Source organism: Glutamicibacter sp. (assembly GCF_035257265.1).
Taxonomy (GTDB): Bacteria; Actinomycetota; Actinomycetes; order Actinomycetales; family Micrococcaceae; genus Glutamicibacter.
On the sequence record NZ_DATEXC010000058.1, the window covers coordinates 21,069 to 37,948 of the forward strand.

Annotated in this window: 15 protein-coding genes; 5 read left to right on the forward strand and 10 right to left on the reverse strand. The window is 54.8% G+C overall.

Translation table 11 applies throughout. The annotated features are described in order from the left end of the window. Nucleotides 1–165 precede the first annotated feature (165 nt). From tsaD to coaA, 7 genes are all read right to left on the reverse strand, one after another. Nucleotides 166–1,248, reverse strand: coding sequence for a tRNA (adenosine(37)-N6)-threonylcarbamoyltransferase complex transferase subunit TsaD (gene tsaD, locus VJ369_RS16450; RefSeq protein WP_324093117.1), 1,083 nt, complete (start codon nucleotides 1,246–1,248; stop codon nucleotides 166–168). Next, the gene (gene rimI / locus VJ369_RS16455; protein ID WP_096256860.1) at nucleotides 1,245–1,718 is read right to left on the reverse strand and encodes a ribosomal protein S18-alanine N-acetyltransferase; all 474 of its coding nucleotides are present in this window, start codon (nucleotides 1,716–1,718) and stop codon (nucleotides 1,245–1,247) included. The genes tsaD and rimI overlap by 4 nt, the downstream gene beginning before the upstream one ends. Continuing rightward, on the reverse strand, nucleotides 1,715–2,392 hold the full coding sequence (gene tsaB, locus VJ369_RS16460) for a tRNA (adenosine(37)-N6)-threonylcarbamoyltransferase complex dimerization subunit type 1 TsaB (RefSeq protein ID WP_096256861.1): 678 nt from the start codon (nucleotides 2,390–2,392) through the stop codon (nucleotides 1,715–1,717). The genes rimI and tsaB overlap by 4 nt, the downstream gene beginning before the upstream one ends. Continuing rightward, nucleotides 2,385–2,963 (reverse strand): tRNA (adenosine(37)-N6)-threonylcarbamoyltransferase complex ATPase subunit type 1 TsaE, encoded by a 579-nt coding sequence (gene tsaE, locus VJ369_RS16465; RefSeq protein ID WP_229677064.1) that lies wholly within the window; start codon nucleotides 2,961–2,963, stop codon nucleotides 2,385–2,387. The genes tsaB and tsaE overlap by 8 nt, the downstream gene beginning before the upstream one ends. Beyond that, the gene (alr, locus tag VJ369_RS16470) at nucleotides 2,956–4,155 is read right to left on the reverse strand and encodes an alanine racemase (RefSeq protein WP_096256863.1); all 1,200 of its coding nucleotides are present in this window, start codon (nucleotides 4,153–4,155) and stop codon (nucleotides 2,956–2,958) included. Before alr ends, tsaE begins: the two co-directional genes overlap by 8 nt. A 143-nt stretch (nucleotides 4,156–4,298) precedes the next feature. After that, nucleotides 4,299–4,691, reverse strand: coding sequence for a large conductance mechanosensitive channel protein MscL (mscL, locus tag VJ369_RS16475; RefSeq protein ID WP_188684920.1), 393 nt, complete (start codon nucleotides 4,689–4,691; stop codon nucleotides 4,299–4,301). Nucleotides 4,692–4,786: 95 nt separating this feature from the next. Then, the gene (gene coaA / locus VJ369_RS16480) at nucleotides 4,787–5,746 is read right to left on the reverse strand and encodes a type I pantothenate kinase (protein WP_105676130.1); all 960 of its coding nucleotides are present in this window, start codon (nucleotides 5,744–5,746) and stop codon (nucleotides 4,787–4,789) included. Between the two features lie 167 nt (nucleotides 5,747–5,913). On the opposite strand from coaA, the gene glmS reads away from it, so the two are divergent. After that, nucleotides 5,914–7,782, forward strand: a complete 1,869-nt coding sequence (gene glmS, locus VJ369_RS16485; RefSeq protein WP_105675480.1) for a glutamine--fructose-6-phosphate transaminase (isomerizing) — start codon at nucleotides 5,914–5,916, stop codon at nucleotides 7,780–7,782. 78 nt (nucleotides 7,783–7,860) lie between these two features. Here the strand turns inward: glmS and VJ369_RS16490 are convergent, their stop codons facing one another. Together VJ369_RS16490 and VJ369_RS16495 are read right to left on the reverse strand one after the other, a co-directional pair. Continuing rightward, a complete protein-coding gene (locus VJ369_RS16490; RefSeq protein WP_324093118.1) occupies nucleotides 7,861–9,594 on the reverse strand; it encodes a DUF2326 domain-containing protein in 1,734 nt (577 codons plus the stop codon). A 215-nt stretch (nucleotides 9,595–9,809) separates the two neighbouring features. Next, nucleotides 9,810–10,520, reverse strand: coding sequence for an ABC-three component system protein (locus VJ369_RS16495; RefSeq protein ID WP_324093119.1), 711 nt, complete (start codon nucleotides 10,518–10,520; stop codon nucleotides 9,810–9,812). A gap of 487 nt (nucleotides 10,521–11,007) precedes the next feature. On the opposite strand from VJ369_RS16495, the gene VJ369_RS19215 reads away from it, so the two are divergent. The 4 genes from VJ369_RS19215 to VJ369_RS16510 all read left to right on the forward strand — a co-directional run bounded on the left by VJ369_RS19215 (nucleotide 11,008) and on the right by VJ369_RS16510 (nucleotide 15,418). Further along, nucleotides 11,008–11,499 carry a recombinase family protein gene (locus VJ369_RS19215; protein ID WP_414652673.1) on the forward strand — a complete coding sequence of 164 codons (492 nt, stop codon included), beginning with the start codon at nucleotides 11,008–11,010 and terminating at the stop codon, nucleotides 11,497–11,499. An 86-nt stretch (nucleotides 11,500–11,585) separates the two neighbouring features. After that, complete coding sequence (locus tag VJ369_RS16500; protein WP_324093120.1) at nucleotides 11,586–12,044, forward strand: GatB/YqeY domain-containing protein; 459 nt, start codon at nucleotides 11,586–11,588, stop codon at nucleotides 12,042–12,044. A 1,438-nt stretch (nucleotides 12,045–13,482) separates the two neighbouring features. Then, complete coding sequence (locus tag VJ369_RS16505; RefSeq protein ID WP_096256865.1) at nucleotides 13,483–13,833, forward strand: holo-ACP synthase; 351 nt, start codon at nucleotides 13,483–13,485, stop codon at nucleotides 13,831–13,833. Nucleotides 13,834–13,891: 58 nt separating this feature from the next. Continuing rightward, nucleotides 13,892–15,418, forward strand: coding sequence for an NAD(P)H-hydrate dehydratase (locus VJ369_RS16510; RefSeq protein ID WP_324093121.1), 1,527 nt, complete (start codon nucleotides 13,892–13,894; stop codon nucleotides 15,416–15,418). 75 nt (nucleotides 15,419–15,493) lie between these two features. On the opposite strand, the gene VJ369_RS16515 is transcribed toward VJ369_RS16510, so the two are convergent. Further along, nucleotides 15,494–16,831: a UDP-glucose/GDP-mannose dehydrogenase family protein gene (locus VJ369_RS16515; protein ID WP_324093122.1), complete on the reverse strand. Its 1,338-nt coding sequence runs from the start codon at nucleotides 16,829–16,831 to the stop codon at nucleotides 15,494–15,496. Nucleotides 16,832–16,880: the final 49 nt, after the last annotated feature.

Here is a 16,880-nt window from a genome sequence, read left to right on the forward strand (position 1 = left end):
AAGATCGCCAGATCACCCCCGGACGATGAGGTCTTCTGCTGTGTTGCGGGAATTGGCGAACTCCGCAACCGGTCTATTGCAGGTTCCTACTCCTCTTTCTGATCAATGCAGTAAGCGTCCGCACCCAGAAGGGTACGGACGCTTACTGCATCTCTAGCCAGATTCTTAGCCGCGTGGCTTCAGCACAATATTAGTGACCGGTTGCGAAGAATCTGTAGCAAAATCCAGGCCCGAAGGTTCGGCGCCCGCGGCCACCAGCTGGGCGCCGAGAGCCGCAACCATTCCGCCGTTATCCGTGCACAGCGAGAACGGCGGAACCACTAACGTGATGCCAGCCGAAGCGCAACGCGCCGCCAGCAGCTCACGCAAGCGGGTATTCGCGGCAACTCCCCCACCCAATAGCAAAGTCTTCAGGCCATTCTCCTGCATAGCGCGCACTGCCTTGGAGGTAATCACGTCCACTACAGCTTCCTGGAAAGAAGCGGAAATATCCGCTACAGGAATCGGCTCCCCCGCCGCTTCAAAATGCTCCACGCAGCGAGCCACGGCGGTCTTCAGACCGGAGAAGGAGAAGTTGTTCCGGTGCTTGCCCGGTTCCTCGGCAGAGCCCACAAACTTCGGCAGCGACAGCCCTCGCGGGAAACGGAATGCCTTTTTGTCTCCGTCTTTGGCGGCCTTGTCGATGGCCGGTCCACCCGGATAGCCCAGGCCCAGCAAGCGGGCGGTTTTGTCATAGGCTTCCCCGGCCGCGTCATCGATGGTCGCGCCAAGCAGCTGCACGTCGTTGGTCAGCGAGGTGACCTTCAGGATTTCGGTGTGGCCACCGGAGACCAGCAGCGCACCGAAGGTCGGTGGAAGCACGGAACCTTCAAGCACCCCGACGCCCACGTGAGCCACCAAGTGGTTGATGCCGTACAGCGGTTTACCGGTGGCCAGCGCCAGTGCCTTGGCCGCGGCCACGCCTACCATCAGTGCCCCTGCTAGCCCGGGGCCGCTGGTCACGGCAATCGCATCGATTTCCTCCAAGGTCACGTCGGCTTCGGCGAGCGCCTGCTCCAAGGTGGGCACAAACGCTTCGAGGTGCGCGCGTGCCGCAATCTCCGGGATCACGCCGCCAAAGCGGACATGCTCATCCATGGAGCTGGACACGGTGTTGGCCAGCAGTTGGGTGCCACGCACGATCCCGATTCCGGTTTCATCACAGGAGGATTCAATGCCCAGTACTAGCGGGTGCTGTGGGGTGCTCATTCGGAAGCCTCCGGGGTGTCTAGCTCGTCCAGTCGCAGACGCATGATCAGCGCATCGATGCCGCCCTTGTAATAGCGCGGGCGTCGATGGATAGTCTCAAATCCCATGGACTCATAGAGTCCAATGGCGGTGGGGTTGTCGAAGCGCACCTCGAGCATCAGGTCTAAGGCGCGGTTGGCTCGTGCAGTGGTGATCAGTTCCGTCAGCAGCGCCCTGCCCAGACCTTGACCTTGGTATTCGGGGATGATCGCGATGGTTTGCACGTCTGCAATGGGCAGCACGGTGCAGAGCCCGGCATAGCCGATGATCTTGTCGGCATCCTCATAGACCCAGTATTTCCGGGTTTCCAGCTGGGCCAGCTCAGCTTCGAATCCGGCCAGCGGCCACGCATCTTCGGGGAACAACTGCGTTTCCAGAATATGGACTGCGGCAATGTCGTCAGTGGTCATCGTACGGAGGGTGATGCTCATGCCTTGTCCTTCTTCATGAATGCCGGGACCTGGGCATCTGATTCACGCAGGTACTGCGGTGAGGTATCGGACAGGTCCACACCCTTGGCAAGATCCTTGATCCCGCGCCAGCCCAGCTCTGCGGCCTGTGCGATCCAGTCCAGCGACTCTTCGACGCCATGTGCTCCTGCTTCGGCCAGTTGCTCTGGATACAGCGAGGCACCCACGCCGTAGACCGGCAAGGCAGGCAGGGTTGCGGCGGTCGCCACATGGGGACCGTCCAGCAATTCGCCCGAGGCATCGTATTTGGCCCAGTACACTTCCTTGCGGCGCGCGTCGGAGGCAACCACAAATTCTGCCGGTACGTGCTCGGTATCCAACACTCGTTCGGCGAGCGCGTGCAGGGACATCACCCCATGCACCGGGACCTGCCAGACGAAGCCGAAGGTCCGTGCCGCAACAAGTCCCACTCGCAGTCCGGTGTAGGGCCCAGGACCCACACCGACAATGATGCCGGCAAGCTCCGCACCAACTTGCTGGTGCTCTGCCAGCAGGTCGCGGACAAACCCGGCGAGGGTTTCGGTCTGGTCGTTACCGCGTGGTGAGGTGCGTTCGCCGAGCACCGCGCCGGTTTGTGAGTCGATCAAAGCCACCGAGGCGTGCGCCGAGGTGTCGATGGACAGGTAGTTAGGCATGTGGTTCTCCCGAGTGCTGCAGCCCGGTGGCCTGCAGCAAGGCGTTTTTCAGTTCGGTGAAATTCTCTTCGTCCCAGCGTGGTCCGATGGCCTTGAGTGTGAACTGCCTTGGCTCATCGAGCTCCTCGTCGGATTCTTCCCACGGGTTGCTGCTAGGTGCGGCCCAGATCTCGCGGTCCAACTGGATTTCCAGGCGGGAGTCGGACAGGTGCTCCACCTTGCCCAGACCCCATTCCACCACGGTGACCGAGTCAGCCAAGGTGGATTCGAGATCGAGGGTATCCACGTCGTGTTCCCCGTTTAGCCGGTAAGCATCCACGTGGATTAGTGCCGGCCCATCGCCCAGCGAGGGGTGCTGGCGTGCCAACACGAAGGTGGGCGAGATGATTCCCTCGCGGACGTTCAGGCCCAGCCCGAGCGATTGCGTCAAGGTGGTCTTCCCGGCTCCCAGCGCCCCGGTGAGGATCACTAAGTCCCCTGCACTCAGCTGCTTGCCCAAGGCTTCGCCCAGAGCTTCAGTGACCGTGAGGTCCGCCAGCTGGCAAGAGAATTCTTTGATGTGCTCATTCACCGGCTTCGCCCCAGGTTCCTTCAACATAGAAGCGTGGAACTCGTGGAGAGATCCGGGTGACAACCTCATAGTTGATGGTGTTTGCTGCGTGCGCCCAAGTGGTTACCGATTCTCCACCTTCACCAAAGATGATTGCCTCGGCACCTAAGAATTCGTTGGGGTTGATATCTGGGCCTAGATCAATCACGCACTGGTCCATGGCGATAGTTCCGCGTACCGGGTAGGTTTTCCCGTTGATGGTTACCGGTGCCCCGGTGGCAACTCGTGGCAGCCCGTCGGCGTATCCCATCGGGACCAGCGCCAGGTAGGTCTCTGCGGTCGTTTGGTAACGCAGCCCGTAGGAGACTCCTTGCCCGAGGGTGACCTTTTTGACGTTGGCAACCTTAGTCATCAGCCGCATTGCCGGACGCAGACCATAAGTTGCAGGGCTCTCCCCCTCAAACGGGCTCAGGCCATACAGTCCCAAACCGAGCCGCACCATTTCGTGGTGGGTGTCCGGACGGGACAAGATGGCCGGAGTATTGGCAATGTGGCGCATTTCCAGATCGAAGCCTGCAGCTTCGACCATATCGATGGCCTCGTCAAAAGCGGCAAGCTGAATGTCAGTTTCGGGGCGGTCCGGCTCATCGGCGACAGCAAGGTGGGAGAACACTCCGACCACACGCAGCAGTCCTTCAGACTGATACTTAGCGGCACGCTCAATCAAGCCCGGGAAATCAGCCATGGTGGAGCCGTTGCGTCCCAGCCCGGTATCAACCTTGAGATGAATACGCGCAGGCGTCTGCACTGCCTGGGCTGCCGCTGCGATTAAGTCTAAGTCCCATCCTGAGACACCTAAATCAATACCTGCAGAGATGGCTTTTTCAAATGGGGTGTCGTTGGTGTGCAACCAGGCGAGCATAGGAGCTTCAATACCTGCGTCGCGTAGCGCCAGGGCCTCGGCAACGTGTGCGCAACCAATCCAGCGGGCGCCACCTTCTAGAGCCGCCTTGGCTACCTGTACGGCTCCATGTCCGTAGCCGTCTGCTTTGACGACTGCCATGACCTTGGCGGGGGCCACCAGATCCATAACCTGTTTGACGTTGCTGCGGATTGCGGAGAGATCAATGACAGCGCGACGTTCCCAACCAATGTAAGGAGCCGTGTCACCGGCTTCCGGCGCGTTGATTTCCTCAAGAGATTCAGAGTTCACCTATACATCTTCGCACTTTTCGCACGCTCTTGCCGCGCCATGGCAACGATAGGGAACGTGAGCTTCATTTGGGGCAAAAGTAAAGAGCCTGTTCTCGCAAAATTTCTTTGCGGGAACAGGCTCTGAGAAGTTTTTGAAGTTGGTTACTTTAGCGTGCGCAGTTCGTCACGGATCTGCTCAAGCAGTGCAAGCTGCGGGTCTACCTCTTCTTCTTCTTCGGTGAGACCGCGACGACGCTCGAGGTGCTCGGTAGCCTTCTGCATTGGCAAAACCAGTGCGAAGTAGACTGCTGCGGCGATCAACAGGAAGTTGACCAGCGCGGTGAGGAAGACACCGAACTTGATGTCAACCCCGTTGATGGTAAGTAGTAGGAAGCCATCAAATGATGGCGAACCGACCAAGGCAGCGATCAATGGCATCAGCACATTGTCTACCAGGGCGGTGATGACGGCGCCGAAGGCGGCACCGATGACAACGGCAACCGCCAGATCGACGACGTTGCCCTTCATTATAAAATCGCGGAATCCCTTTAGCATGGTTTGAGCATACACAGGGAAAACATAGCAAAGCAGGACATTTGGGCGAAAAACTTAAATTTTGTGAGAAATTCCGCTCGCGTTTGGATAATTGCCTAGATCTTACGAAGCAGCATTCTGTGAACCGAGTGGTCAGCGCTCTTACGAAGGACCAATTGAGCCCGGCCACGGGTAGGCAACACGTTTTCTTCGAGGTTCGGCTCGTTAATGGATTTCCAAATGCCGTGCGCGGTTTCGCGCGCTTGCTCATCGGAGAGCTGCGCGTAGCGGTGGAAGTAGCTGGCTGGGTCAGAGAACGCGCCGGAGCGTAGTTTCATGAATCGGCTGATGTACCACTCTTCAATATCTTTGGTCCGAGCATCCACGTAGACGGAGAAATCAAAGAAGTCACTGAGCGCAAGACCCACCTTGCCATCGGTGCGAGTACGCGCCGGCTGCAAAACGTTCAGGCCCTCAACAATAAGTACCTGAGGCGCACGGATGACGTTACGTTCACCCGGGATGATGTCATAAGTCAAGTGTGAATAGACTGGCGCACTAACTTCCGGAACACCGGACTTCACCGCAGAGACAAAGCGCAGCAGCGCACGCCGGTCATAAGATTCTGGGAAACCCTTGCGGTCCATAATTCCACGGCGGTTCAGTTCCGCGTTCGGGTAAAGGAATCCGTCGGTGGTGATTAGTTGGACGTCGGGCGTTTCTGGCCATCGACGCAACATATCGCGCAACACGCGGGCGGTAGTGGATTTACCAACTGCTACCGAACCTGCCACGCCAATAACGAACGGAGTCTGCCGGGTTTGTTCACCAAGGAACGTGGTGGTGGCGCGGTGTGTAGCACCGGCGCCCTGTACATAGAGGTACAGCAAACGGCTCAATGGTAGATAGACATCTCGGATCTCATCTAGGTCTAGGCCATCGCCTAGACCACGAAGTCGAATGATGTCCTCTTCATTGAGGGGTTGTTCCATCTTGTTAGAAAGTCTGGCCCAGGTGTCTCGCTCAAGCTCAACAAAAGGGGTTATAGGTGTCTCTAACGTTCCTTGTGGTTCCACGAGGTCAAATTGTGCCAAGAATATGGTCTACACCCCAAATTCAACTTGTAGAGTTCATTGGAAATTCAGCAAATTAGCTTTTCGCGGTGACCTATGACACGCAACTTTTTGAGTGATGTGCCACGATTTCTCCCATCATTGGGGAATCAACCGGTACGCTTTTTCCTATGTGCGGAATTGTTGGATATGCAGGAGCCTCAAGCCGAGTCGCCGATCACGGCGCCCTTGACGTTCTAATTGAAGGTTTACGTCGGTTGGAGTACCGCGGTTATGACTCGGCTGGTGTAGCCGTAGTAGCCGATGGTGCCATTCACTCACGGAAGAAGGCTGGCAAACTTGTCAACCTTGAAAACGTGATCGCTGAAGAACCATTACCCCAGTCTTACACCGGAATTGGCCACACTCGTTGGGCCACCCACGGTGGACCGAGCGACTCGAACGCTCACCCACACCTCGCCGACGGCGGCAAGCTTGCAATGATCCACAACGGCATCATTGAGAACTTCGCTGGCATCAAGGCGCAGCTCGTGTCCGAGGGTGCAGAGTTCCTTTCTGATACCGATACCGAAGTTGCCGCCGAGTTGCTGGGCAAGATGTACGGCGAAGCTAATGGGGACCTCACCCTAGCCATGCAGCTTGCAGTAAAGCACCTTGAAGGTGCTTTCACCCTCTTGGCAGTACACCAGGACCACCCGGGTCTCGTTGTGGCAGCTCGCCGCAACTCCCCACTGGTACTGGGCTTGGGCGATGGCGAGAACTTCCTCGGTTCAGACGTCTCCGGCTTCATTGACTTCACCCGTCGCGCCGTGGAACTGGGTCAGGACCAGATCGTTACGATCACCCCAGATACCCACACCATCACCGACTTTGACGGCAACCCTGCCGAAGGCAAAGAGTTCACCGTTGACTGGGATGCAGCCAGCGCCGAGAAGGGTGGCTTCCCATCCTTTATGGAGAAGGAAATCTTTGACCAGCCAGCCGCCGTGGCCGACACCCTGTTGGGCCGTTCGGACGCAGATGGCCGCCTGACCCTTGATGAGCTTCGCATTGATGCAGAAGAACTCACCAAGATCTCAAAGATTGTTGTTCTTGCTTGCGGTACCAGCGCTTACGCCGGTTCCGTTGCCAAGTACGCCATCGAGTCCTGGTGCCGTATCCCTGTTGAGGTTGAGCTGTCCCACGAGTTCCGTTACCGCGAACCAATCGTTGACGAGAACACCTTGATCGTTTCGATCTCCCAGTCCGGCGAAACCATGGACACCTTGATGGCCGTGCGTTACGCCAAGGAACAGGGCGCGAAGACCATGTCGATCTGTAACACCAACGGGTCTACCATTCCTCGCGAATCTGACGCGGTGCTTTACACCCACGCTGGTCCAGAGATCGCAGTAGCCTCCACCAAGGCGTTCCTTGCACAGATCACCGCCACCTACCTGCTTGGCCTGTACCTGGCTCAGCTGCGTGGCAACCTGTTCCAGGGCCAGATCAAGGACATCTTGGCTGACCTTGGAAAGATTCCTTCGAAGATCCAGGACATCTTGGACCGCTCGGATGAAATCAAGGAACTTGCTCGCTCCATGGAGGATGCTTCCTCGGTACTCTTCTTGGGTCGCCACGTAGGCTACCCGGTTGCTATGGAAGGTGCCCTGAAGCTGAAGGAAATCGCTTACATCCATGCTGAAGGTTTCGCCGCTGGCGAGCTGAAGCACGGTCCGATTGCCTTGATTGATGATGGCCAGCCGGTCTTCGTAGTGGTTCCTTCCCCACGTGGTCGCGACTCGCTGCACTCGAAGGTTGTCTCGAACATTCAGGAAGTCCGCGCCCGTGGCGCCAAGACCCTGGTTATTGCTGAAGATGGCGATGACTCGGTCAAGGACTTCTCCGAGTGGGTCTTCTACGTCCCTGAGACTCCAACTCTGCTGATGCCACTACTGGCCACCGTACCGCTGCAGATCTTCGCTTGCGAGCTTGCCTCGGCGAAGGGCTTTGATGTTGATCAGCCACGTAACTTGGCTAAGTCGGTGACCGTGGAGTAATCCACGATCTTCGAACTTTTGCGGGCACCCTTTTTGATGGAAAGGCTGCCCGCATTTGTTTAACTTCTTAATGTCAGATTAAAAGAGGAGTCCAAATGCTCCACCGATCTCGGTCTCAAGAATGCGCCGACGAACCCCATTTAAGAACCATTCGGACCGCGAGAGAGCCTCTGGTACCTCGTTGCTGTTCAACATGACAATGTATTGAAAATTGGAATTCTCTGGTTGAGTGACTAAGCTTTCCACTGTCTCCAAGGCCGTTTGCGTTTGAACAGTGTCTACACCGTCAAAAACGACGGAGTCGTGGATGAGGAATTTAGGATGAACCCGCGATTCTGTTTCCGCTAGAAGCGTCAGATCGTAGCTGAATAGTTTCATTCTGCTGACGCCAGTGCTGGCGGATGCAGGAACTTTCAATGTAACTTTGTAGCCGTCGTCGTCCACCTTCAAGGTAAGCGCACCTCCGCGTCCGTAAAGGGATCGAATGAGTGAATCGAATCGGTTCGCAAACCTATCGACTACGGATTGACGCTCCTTCAAGGTCTCCGATGCCAGTACTCGTAGTTCTCCTTTAGTGACATTTAGTTCTTCCCTCGCTCTATCCCAACGCCGCAGAGCATCAATCTGTAAGTCGAGATCGCGAACGTGAGTTCCAAGCTCGACGTGCGATCTTTGAAGGGCGAGTAGTTCATCGAGGACACCACCGGCATTAATCTGGCTGAGGACGTTGGTTCGACGATTCAGTGCTACAGATAGTCGACGTTCGTGATCAGACAGTCGTCCGCGAAGCTCTTCTAACTCTTGGCCGAGATAACCGACGCGGTTCTGGTAGATGCGATTGTGGAAAGCCTCCACCTCGTCCAGCCTAGCCAAAGCCTCTTCCCTAAACGCGCTAGTCATTTCCGCCCGCAGCATCGTCAGCGTCTCATCCGATGCCGACTGGGCCGATTCTTCTAGGGATTTTTCGTGCAAGGCAATCATTTGTCGAGCCATGTAGACATCGTTTCGGAGGGAATTCACCTCGCCCGTCAATCGGTCAGCTTGGGAGATGAGATCGTCGGGGTCGTCGAGGAGAACGAAATCGCGAGTCTGTTGAGCAACGCGGTCTCGGGCAAGAATAGCTTCCTGTCGCTCGATTAAGAGGTCATCTTCATTGCCTACCGCGGATGACAAGAACTTTGAGGACGTGGCCGTATCGATGGCCCTATAGACCTGCTGTTCATCCTTAAGCTCTGCGAGTTCGTTTGTAACTTGCCAATCCAGGCCCATCAAGTACGAAGTGTGAACCCGTGAAGAACGGGCCGATTGTTGAGCTATGATCTTAGTTGGATCGTCAGGGGCCGATCTTCGAATTAAGTAGGTCAACAGAGTGCGCGATGAGAGACGGGCAGTCTCATCGACGACCTGGTCCGGAAGGCCAAACCACTTCCAGCCTAGGACCTGCTTCCAGGTATCAACCTGTAACCTTCCTTCTTCCAAGAGCGAGAGCCAAGCTGGTACCTCACCTGAAAGATGATCGATGCTGACGCGATTTCTAGGTGATGCGCAGTTTCGTGAGACCGCGACCGTGACCCCGTCGAGAATGATCGTGAGCCGGAATTCCCAGTTATCATCAGCTAGCACTTCAAATTCGCGGGGGAAGTTTCCCCCTAGGCAATAGTTGACGGCGCTAAGGAGGCTGGATTTTCCGCGCGCATTTCGGCTATCGGTTTTTGACGCCTCCGCAGTTCGGTCGGCCAGGATGACATTTAATCCAGGTTCGAAATTAATTGGGACAAAGATGTCCTTATTTGCCGATAGCTGGACCAGCATTGGAGTCCTTCCGGGTCAGTATGTTCTCATCGGAATCGATGAGAGCGAGAATGAATAAAACATCGAGAACGAGGACGAAATGGAAAAAACTCGCTCGATCGTCAACTCGAGTCCGAAAGAGAAACCATGCCTCTCCGATGGTTATTGCGCTGGGCATAGCATTCCAAAGGTGCAGAGCGGCCCCTATAAGTGACTCGGCGGGCGAGACGAACTTGTCAGGAAGTAGCACGAACAGCCTCGAAGATTTCACAGATTTCGAAAAGGTGTACGACAACAGCGATCGCCGCGGCCTCAAGTAGTTCATTCCGGTTCACGCCAGCATTATCGAGAGCGGCTGAACATACGAAGGAGAACAACTCGTCTCCACTCAAGGAATCCAGCACACCCTCGGCATACTTTGCCTTGAACCACTGTTGAAGTCGTGTCGAATACCCTGGCATTCCGCGTTCACTGAAGCTAATGAACGCATCTACGGATGTTGTCTTGGAAATCCCTGTCTTGATAAGTGCTGCTGAAATCTCGCCCAGATCATTGGCCACCATTTTTTCGCTGATTCCAGGTGGCAGTACAAGGGTTTCGATGCCCGGAGAAACAGCCTGTGGCGAAAGCCGCAAGAAAGAGCAAACCGCCTCCAGCTCGGCGAATCCGACAGCGTTCATGGCATAAAGCTGTCCTCGGCTGACCGCTGCTTCGTGCTTGTTCTTCATTTCCCGAAGAATTTCTGGGGTGTACTTAACCCGTTGAGCATCCACCACTTTGTGGTGCCTATCGCAAAGCACGATTAAGTTCGAGATAGCGGCCCGTTCAACATCGTTCTGCGAAGAGTCATACCGCGCGCCGCCGGGACTAGCTGCAAGAATGTGGGCTATCTCAGAAACCACAGTGTCCAGATCTCGCGGATGATCAGCTTCTTCGAAGAGCTTCATAGTGCATCCATCAAACGCACAATGTTGACCAGATCGCATCAGTAGCACCTTGAGCTGTGGTGTAGAAATCGACTTCCTCGACAAAATAATGACCCCCCTGTTTAAGGATCAACCATATCAAGAGGAAAACCACTTCCACTGGTTCAGGTACTTCGTAAGCAAACTGAATAGAATGGACCTCTGGACCGTCAGTAGGCGACCGGTGCTGTTCAACTTGATCAATACTAACGATAGCAACGAGGTCCCTTACATCCCCTGGATAGTAAGACTTCGCATCGAACCCCGCTCACCCAATGCAAAATCCTGGAATATACAAGAGAAACAATTTCTCGCAACTTGTTGTTGCAAGCAGTGTCATGGATTCTTGCTTAAACATTGTTTGTAAGTCACTTTCACAGGGTCGACTGGTAGAGCTGATTGGATAAGCCCCTGTGTCTGCCAAAGCGCAAGAGGTTGACCGGCAGATCAAAAATTTACTAGCTTCCGGGTGCATCGAGATGACTTCTGCATCAATCATTGGCAATCCGGTGCATTGGTCACTCGGGTAGGGTTTTCCAAGATGCTGAACTCATTGGTCGCAGATGACAGACTGTTCATCACCACTTTGGGCAGCCTCGGTCGACCCACTCAGACAGTGTTCGACCTCGCTGAAGACCTCCGCACCCGCGACATCATGCTGCACGTATTCCACCTCAGTTGCCGCGTTGTCGGGACTAAAAGTCACATGGGCGCGATTGAGTTTACCGTTACGTCAACACTCGCCCAAATGGACCTAGCGATCAAACAAGAACGAGTCAACGACTCCGAATCCAAGCACCGCCACACTGGCAATGAACGCGGCCTAACAACCAAGGTTCGGATCGCAACCTTCCCCTGTCGAACGAGGAGTGCTCAAACACCCGAAGCCGAATCGCCAAACAGTACAAATGCTCGAATCTCAACTGAATCGGGTTCATTTGGTGACGCACACCTAAACTAGGAAAGAACAACTTGCCCCAGAAAGGCCATCATGCTTAAAGAAAAGCTCCAGCAGGACGTCATCACGAACCTCAAAGCTGGCGAAAAATGCGCGTCACCACGCTGCGCAACTTGATCGGCGCAATCGATAACCGTGAAAAGGGCGGCAAGACACCCACCGCCATGGATGACCAGCAGGTCGAGGCGCTACTTCGCAAAGAAGTCGCCACCCGCCGCGAAACTGCCATCACCTACTCGGAAAATGGTGCACCTGAACGGGCCGAGGCCGAAACAGCAGAAGCCGACTTCATCGAAACTTACCTGCCCAATGGACTTTCCGAGGATGAAGCCCAAGCGATTGTCAGCTCCGTCATGGATCGTCTGTCCGCCGAGGGCACACTGACCATGAAGGAAATGGGACGCGCAATGAAAGAAGTGAACGCCGAAATCGCCGACGCTTCGATGGCAAGGCAGTCTCCACGATGGTGCGAGCACGTTTGTCTTAAGTACTCCCTCAATGGCCGGCGAGCAGACTGCTTGCCGGCCATTGCTCAACCTGCGAAGTGAAAAACGGAATTTTCGTGACTTTGTAGACAAACTCATCTACTAATTCGCGTTTTCGCCCTAGCTATATTTTTCATACTTTTATTTAAATAGAAGTCACATATTGCTATTCGACGCGCAGTCACCGCAAGAGTAGTTGTTAGATAAAAAATGTTTAATAACAGTATTCCCAGACCCCATAACACTATAAACAAAAGCAAGGTGGCGTATGGTCCATTTTTCAAAAACAAAATAAAAGAAGAAATTACGAAGGGAACATAAGTTAGAAAAAGTGTCCATCCGAAACGCCAAGGCGCGATTTGTAGCGCGATTTGACAGCCCCGTGCCACTTTTACCACGCGGAGAGCAGTGAAAAATGGCAAGTCTTTGTGCGGCGGAACCCGCGAGAACACGTCATCGATAGCTCGCCTATCGAAAGAGTTTGAGCGTCGCTTATACCTGTATGGATCCATGGACCTGCCGTCAGCCATATAGTATCCGAAACGTCTAGGATTAATGCGAGCGCATATTTGATAGTAAAAATTTTCCACTTCTCGCGGGAGCCTTATAACTAAACGCATGTATACGAGCTTCAAAAATTGGTTTATGCATAAATTAGCCCTAGTAAAGCGCTTGATCTGAAGCGATCGAACAAAATTTGCCAGAGGTATAGCTGCCGATACCCGACTATCTGCAGGTTTGGCGACTGAGTCTTTTTTTGAGGGCCATTCGAAGGCAGCACTGATGCGTTCCGATTCGAAGATTTCTAGTTGCTCTTCGAGATTTGTAAGTACTTTCTTTGCCCGCTTCGTTTTCTTGGTTACCGATTTCGCTACAATCGAGATCCGCTGGGGGGGAGGACAGCAGGTCTTTGAAACGGCTTTTCCTGCCAAGTGTCGGCCAAAGTACAAGGACAAGCGTGGCTATCGAGCAAAAGAAGAAAATCAAACCAAAATAGAGGTGTTCGACAGTAGCTGTAGTAAGGCCTGAGAAGAAAAATGAGCTAGCCAAGCTAACAACTAGTCCGGTGAGTAGAGCTACAACCGCTGGCCTAAAGATAGATCTTAAATCCCGCTCAGAAGACCGTATCTGATCGATAGAGGCCACTTTTTCCGGTTTGTGCGTACGGTAAGTCATCAAATTTATTACCCCCATCAGAATGGGAGCGATAGTACACACAACGCTGACAACCATAAGTAGAAGCTCTACCTGCAAGAGAAGCTCATTTCCTCATTTTAAATTACTCTAGAGACAATATCCTCCTTGAAACATTACTCCCCTAGCGCGCTGTTGACATCATGGAATCATCTGTGATGTGAGAAGATAAAATCCATTGCCGCTTCATACCTCTTAAATCCTTGGTGTCACAGTAACCGATTGGATTTATCAGTTATTATTCGTCCTTCGTGGATGCCCTCCATACAATTTCATGTCTAGATTATCGCTCGATAGACTGGAACCCATGATTGCAGGTATCGGTGTCGACATTGTCGACGTGCCACGCTTTGGCCGCCAACTCGAACGAACCCCACGCTTGCGTGAACGTCTTTTTACTTCCATAGAACGTGATCTGCCGTTGCGCTCCCTGGCTGCACGTTTTGCTGCGAAGGAAGCCATTGCCAAAGCACTTGGTGTCCCGGTAGGGATGAACTGGCAAGACTGCACTATCGCCAAAGACGAAGCCGGAGATCCGCAGGTACTGATCCGTGGCACGGTAGCTGCCGCCAGTGAACTGCGTGGAATTACTTCCTGGCATTTAACCCTGTCACATGACGGAGACATGGCCATTGCGATGGTTGTTGCTGAACGCTAAACGACACGTTCGCTACTAAAACGGACGTATCACCGGATAGGTGAGTAAAGTTTGTCTTATGATCCCTGTCTACAGTGTTGCGCAAGTTCGTGCGGTCGAGGCCCAAGAGATCTCCAAGCGTGGAAGTGAATCGCTGATGCGCGCTGCCGCCAGCGAACTAGCTGCCGCAGCCGAAGCGATGCTGGCCCAGACCGTCTCCCCCTCCGATGCTCTAATCATCGGTTTGATTGGTCCAGGCAATAACGGTGGCGACGGTCTCTATGCGCTGACCGAGCTAGCTCAACGCGGTTATCAGACTCTTGCCCTCCAGTGCACAGAAACCGGCCACCCAGAAGCGTTGCAGGCTTATGCCTCCGTTGCTGGCACCGTGAAGTCTCTGACGGAGGGTGAAGAAGCACTATCGTCAGCCTCGTTGGTCATCGATGCAATTTACGGCATTGGCTACCGCACCGGAGCGCAGCTTCCAAAACTTCCTGCAGGCACGCGCGTACTAGCTTGCGATGTTCCTTCAGGGCTGGACTGCGAAACCGGGAGTGTCGATGACGACGTGTTGCTCGCCGAGCGGACCGTTACCTTTGGCGCGATGAAGACCGGACTGATTTCCCAGGATGCACCCTTGGTTACCGGTGAAATTCAGGTTGCGGCTTTGGACTTTGATTTCTCCTCGGTCATCCCGGAAACACACCTAGTCGATGAAAACTCGGCTCAAGAGCTGCTGAATGAACATCGCAGCTGGCGAGACGCCGGACGACACAAGTACGAGCGCGGTGTACTGGGCCTCATTGCAGGTTCCGCTCTCTACCCTGGAGCCGCCCAGCTGACTGCGCGCGCCGCAGTGGCCTGTGGTGTGGGATTGTTGCGCACCCACGTTCCAGAAGAAGTCCAGCCGTTGCTCTCTTTGGCTGCCCCGGAAACCGTGCCGCTGGATGATGATCAAATCACCGAAGCACTCTCTCTGGCACGCCGACACTTGCATGGCCGCGGAGCCAAGATTTCGGCGTGGGCCATTGGCCCTGGAATTGATAGCCGCACTCCCCCAACCGGAGTGATTGCCAACGTCTTCGACAGCCGCCAGCCAGCAGTTATTGATGCCAGTGGTTTAGAGGTAGTTCCTACCGGTCCTAGCGAGCAGCCACGTGTGCTCACTCCGCATGCCAAAGAGCTGCGGATGCTTCTGCGCCGTGCCGGAGTGAGTGTCACCACCGAAGAAATTCGGCAGGATCCTATTCGTTGGACCCGCTGGGTCGCCTTGGCTTATAACGCTGTGGTGCTGCTCAAGGGCCCAACCAGTTACGTAGTGGCACCGAATGGTGCAAACCTAGTCGTCTGCCATGCGGCGGCTCAACTGGCCACTGCTGGCTCTGGAGATGTTCTTACAGGCATTCTCGGCTATATGCTCTCCGATAGCTCACTGACCGGCATTCACGGCCTTGAGACGGTGAGCAATAGCCGCCTGATGGAACTGACCGCCTGCGCCGCGGTGATTCACGGCCAGCTAGGCCGGGTCACTGCCCAGCAGGGAACGGTTAGCGCCTCGCGCTTGATTGACCAGCTTCCAGCAGTCATGAAGGACTTTGGGTTCTAGCTAGAAACAGACCAAAAAAACAGATGCGGTTCATGCGCGAGAATATCGCGCATGAACCGCATCTGTTTTTAATTCTTAGTCTCCGGGCAGGTCGAACTTTTCGCCAGGCCCGGTCATAACCCAACCTTGTTCACGCCACAATGGACGGTCCAATACGTTGCGGCCATCAATCAAGACACGGGAGCTGACTACTTCGCCAAGCTCTTGCGGATCCAAGGCCCGGAATTCTTTCCACTCGGTGAGCAGCAGAACCAGGTCGGCTTCCTTTGCCGCTTCACGCCATGAGCCAACATAGTTCAGGCGTGGGAAGCGGCCTGCAGCATTCTTGTTGCCCTCTGGGTCATATACCGAGACCTCGGCGCCCGAGTTGTAGAGGCGCACCGCAATGTCCAAGGCCGGTGAGTCACGTACGTCATCGCTATCTGGTTTGAACGTCACGCCCAGCACGCAGATTCGCTTGCCTGCCAGCTGCTTGCCAAGGATTGAGGAAGCCAGTGAAACCACACGGTCACGGCGGCGCAAGTTGATCTGATCCATTTCGTCCAAAAATCCCATGGTCTGGCTCAAACCAAGTTCGCTGACGCGTGCTTGGAGCGCGCGGATATCCTTGGGCAGGCAACCGCCGCCAAATCCGACTCCGGCGTTGAGGAATTTACGGCCAATTCGAGCGTCATGGCCGATAGCGTCTGCCAGCGTCTTGATGTCGCCGCCCACGGTCTCGGTCACTTCAGCAAAGGCATTGATGAAGGAAATCTTCGTGGCAAGGAAAGCGTTGGCCGCCACCTTGACCAGCTCAGAGGTTTCCAGGTCTGTGACCACCTCTGGGGTCTCCAGGGCAAGAATCGGGGCGTAGACCTCGCGTAGCTTGGCTAGGGAGGTATCATCTTGGATGCCGTAGACCAGCCGGTCTGGGGTCAGCGTGTCTTTGACCGCAAATCCTTCACGCAAGAACTCTGGGTTCCACGCCAAACTGATCTTGCTGCCAGGCTTGGAGGCCGCTTCAATGCGTTCGCTGAGCCGGCGTGCGGTCCCTACGGGAACGGTGGACTTGCCAACGATCAGTGCTTCACCGGAAATATTTGCCACGAGAGAATCAACGGCTGCGTCCACATAGCTCATATCAGCCGACTGCGAGTCCGCGCGTTGCGGAGTTCCCACGGTCACGAAGTGGATGTCAGCGTGCTGCGCAACGTCTTCAAATGAGTCGGTAAAGCGCAGCCGACCGCTGTCCACGTGCTTACGCAGTAGCTCGGGCAAACCCGGTTCGTGGAATGGAAGAATTCCTGCGCTCAGGGCCTGAAGCTTTTCTGCATTGATGTCAAGGCCAATGACCTCGTAGCCAAGTTCTGCCATGCATGCGGCATGAGTTGCACCAAGATAGCCGGTGCCGATGACGCTGATACGCAAAGTCACGAAGAACTACTCCCCAGATCTCTAACCCAATAACTACTCATTAGAATGC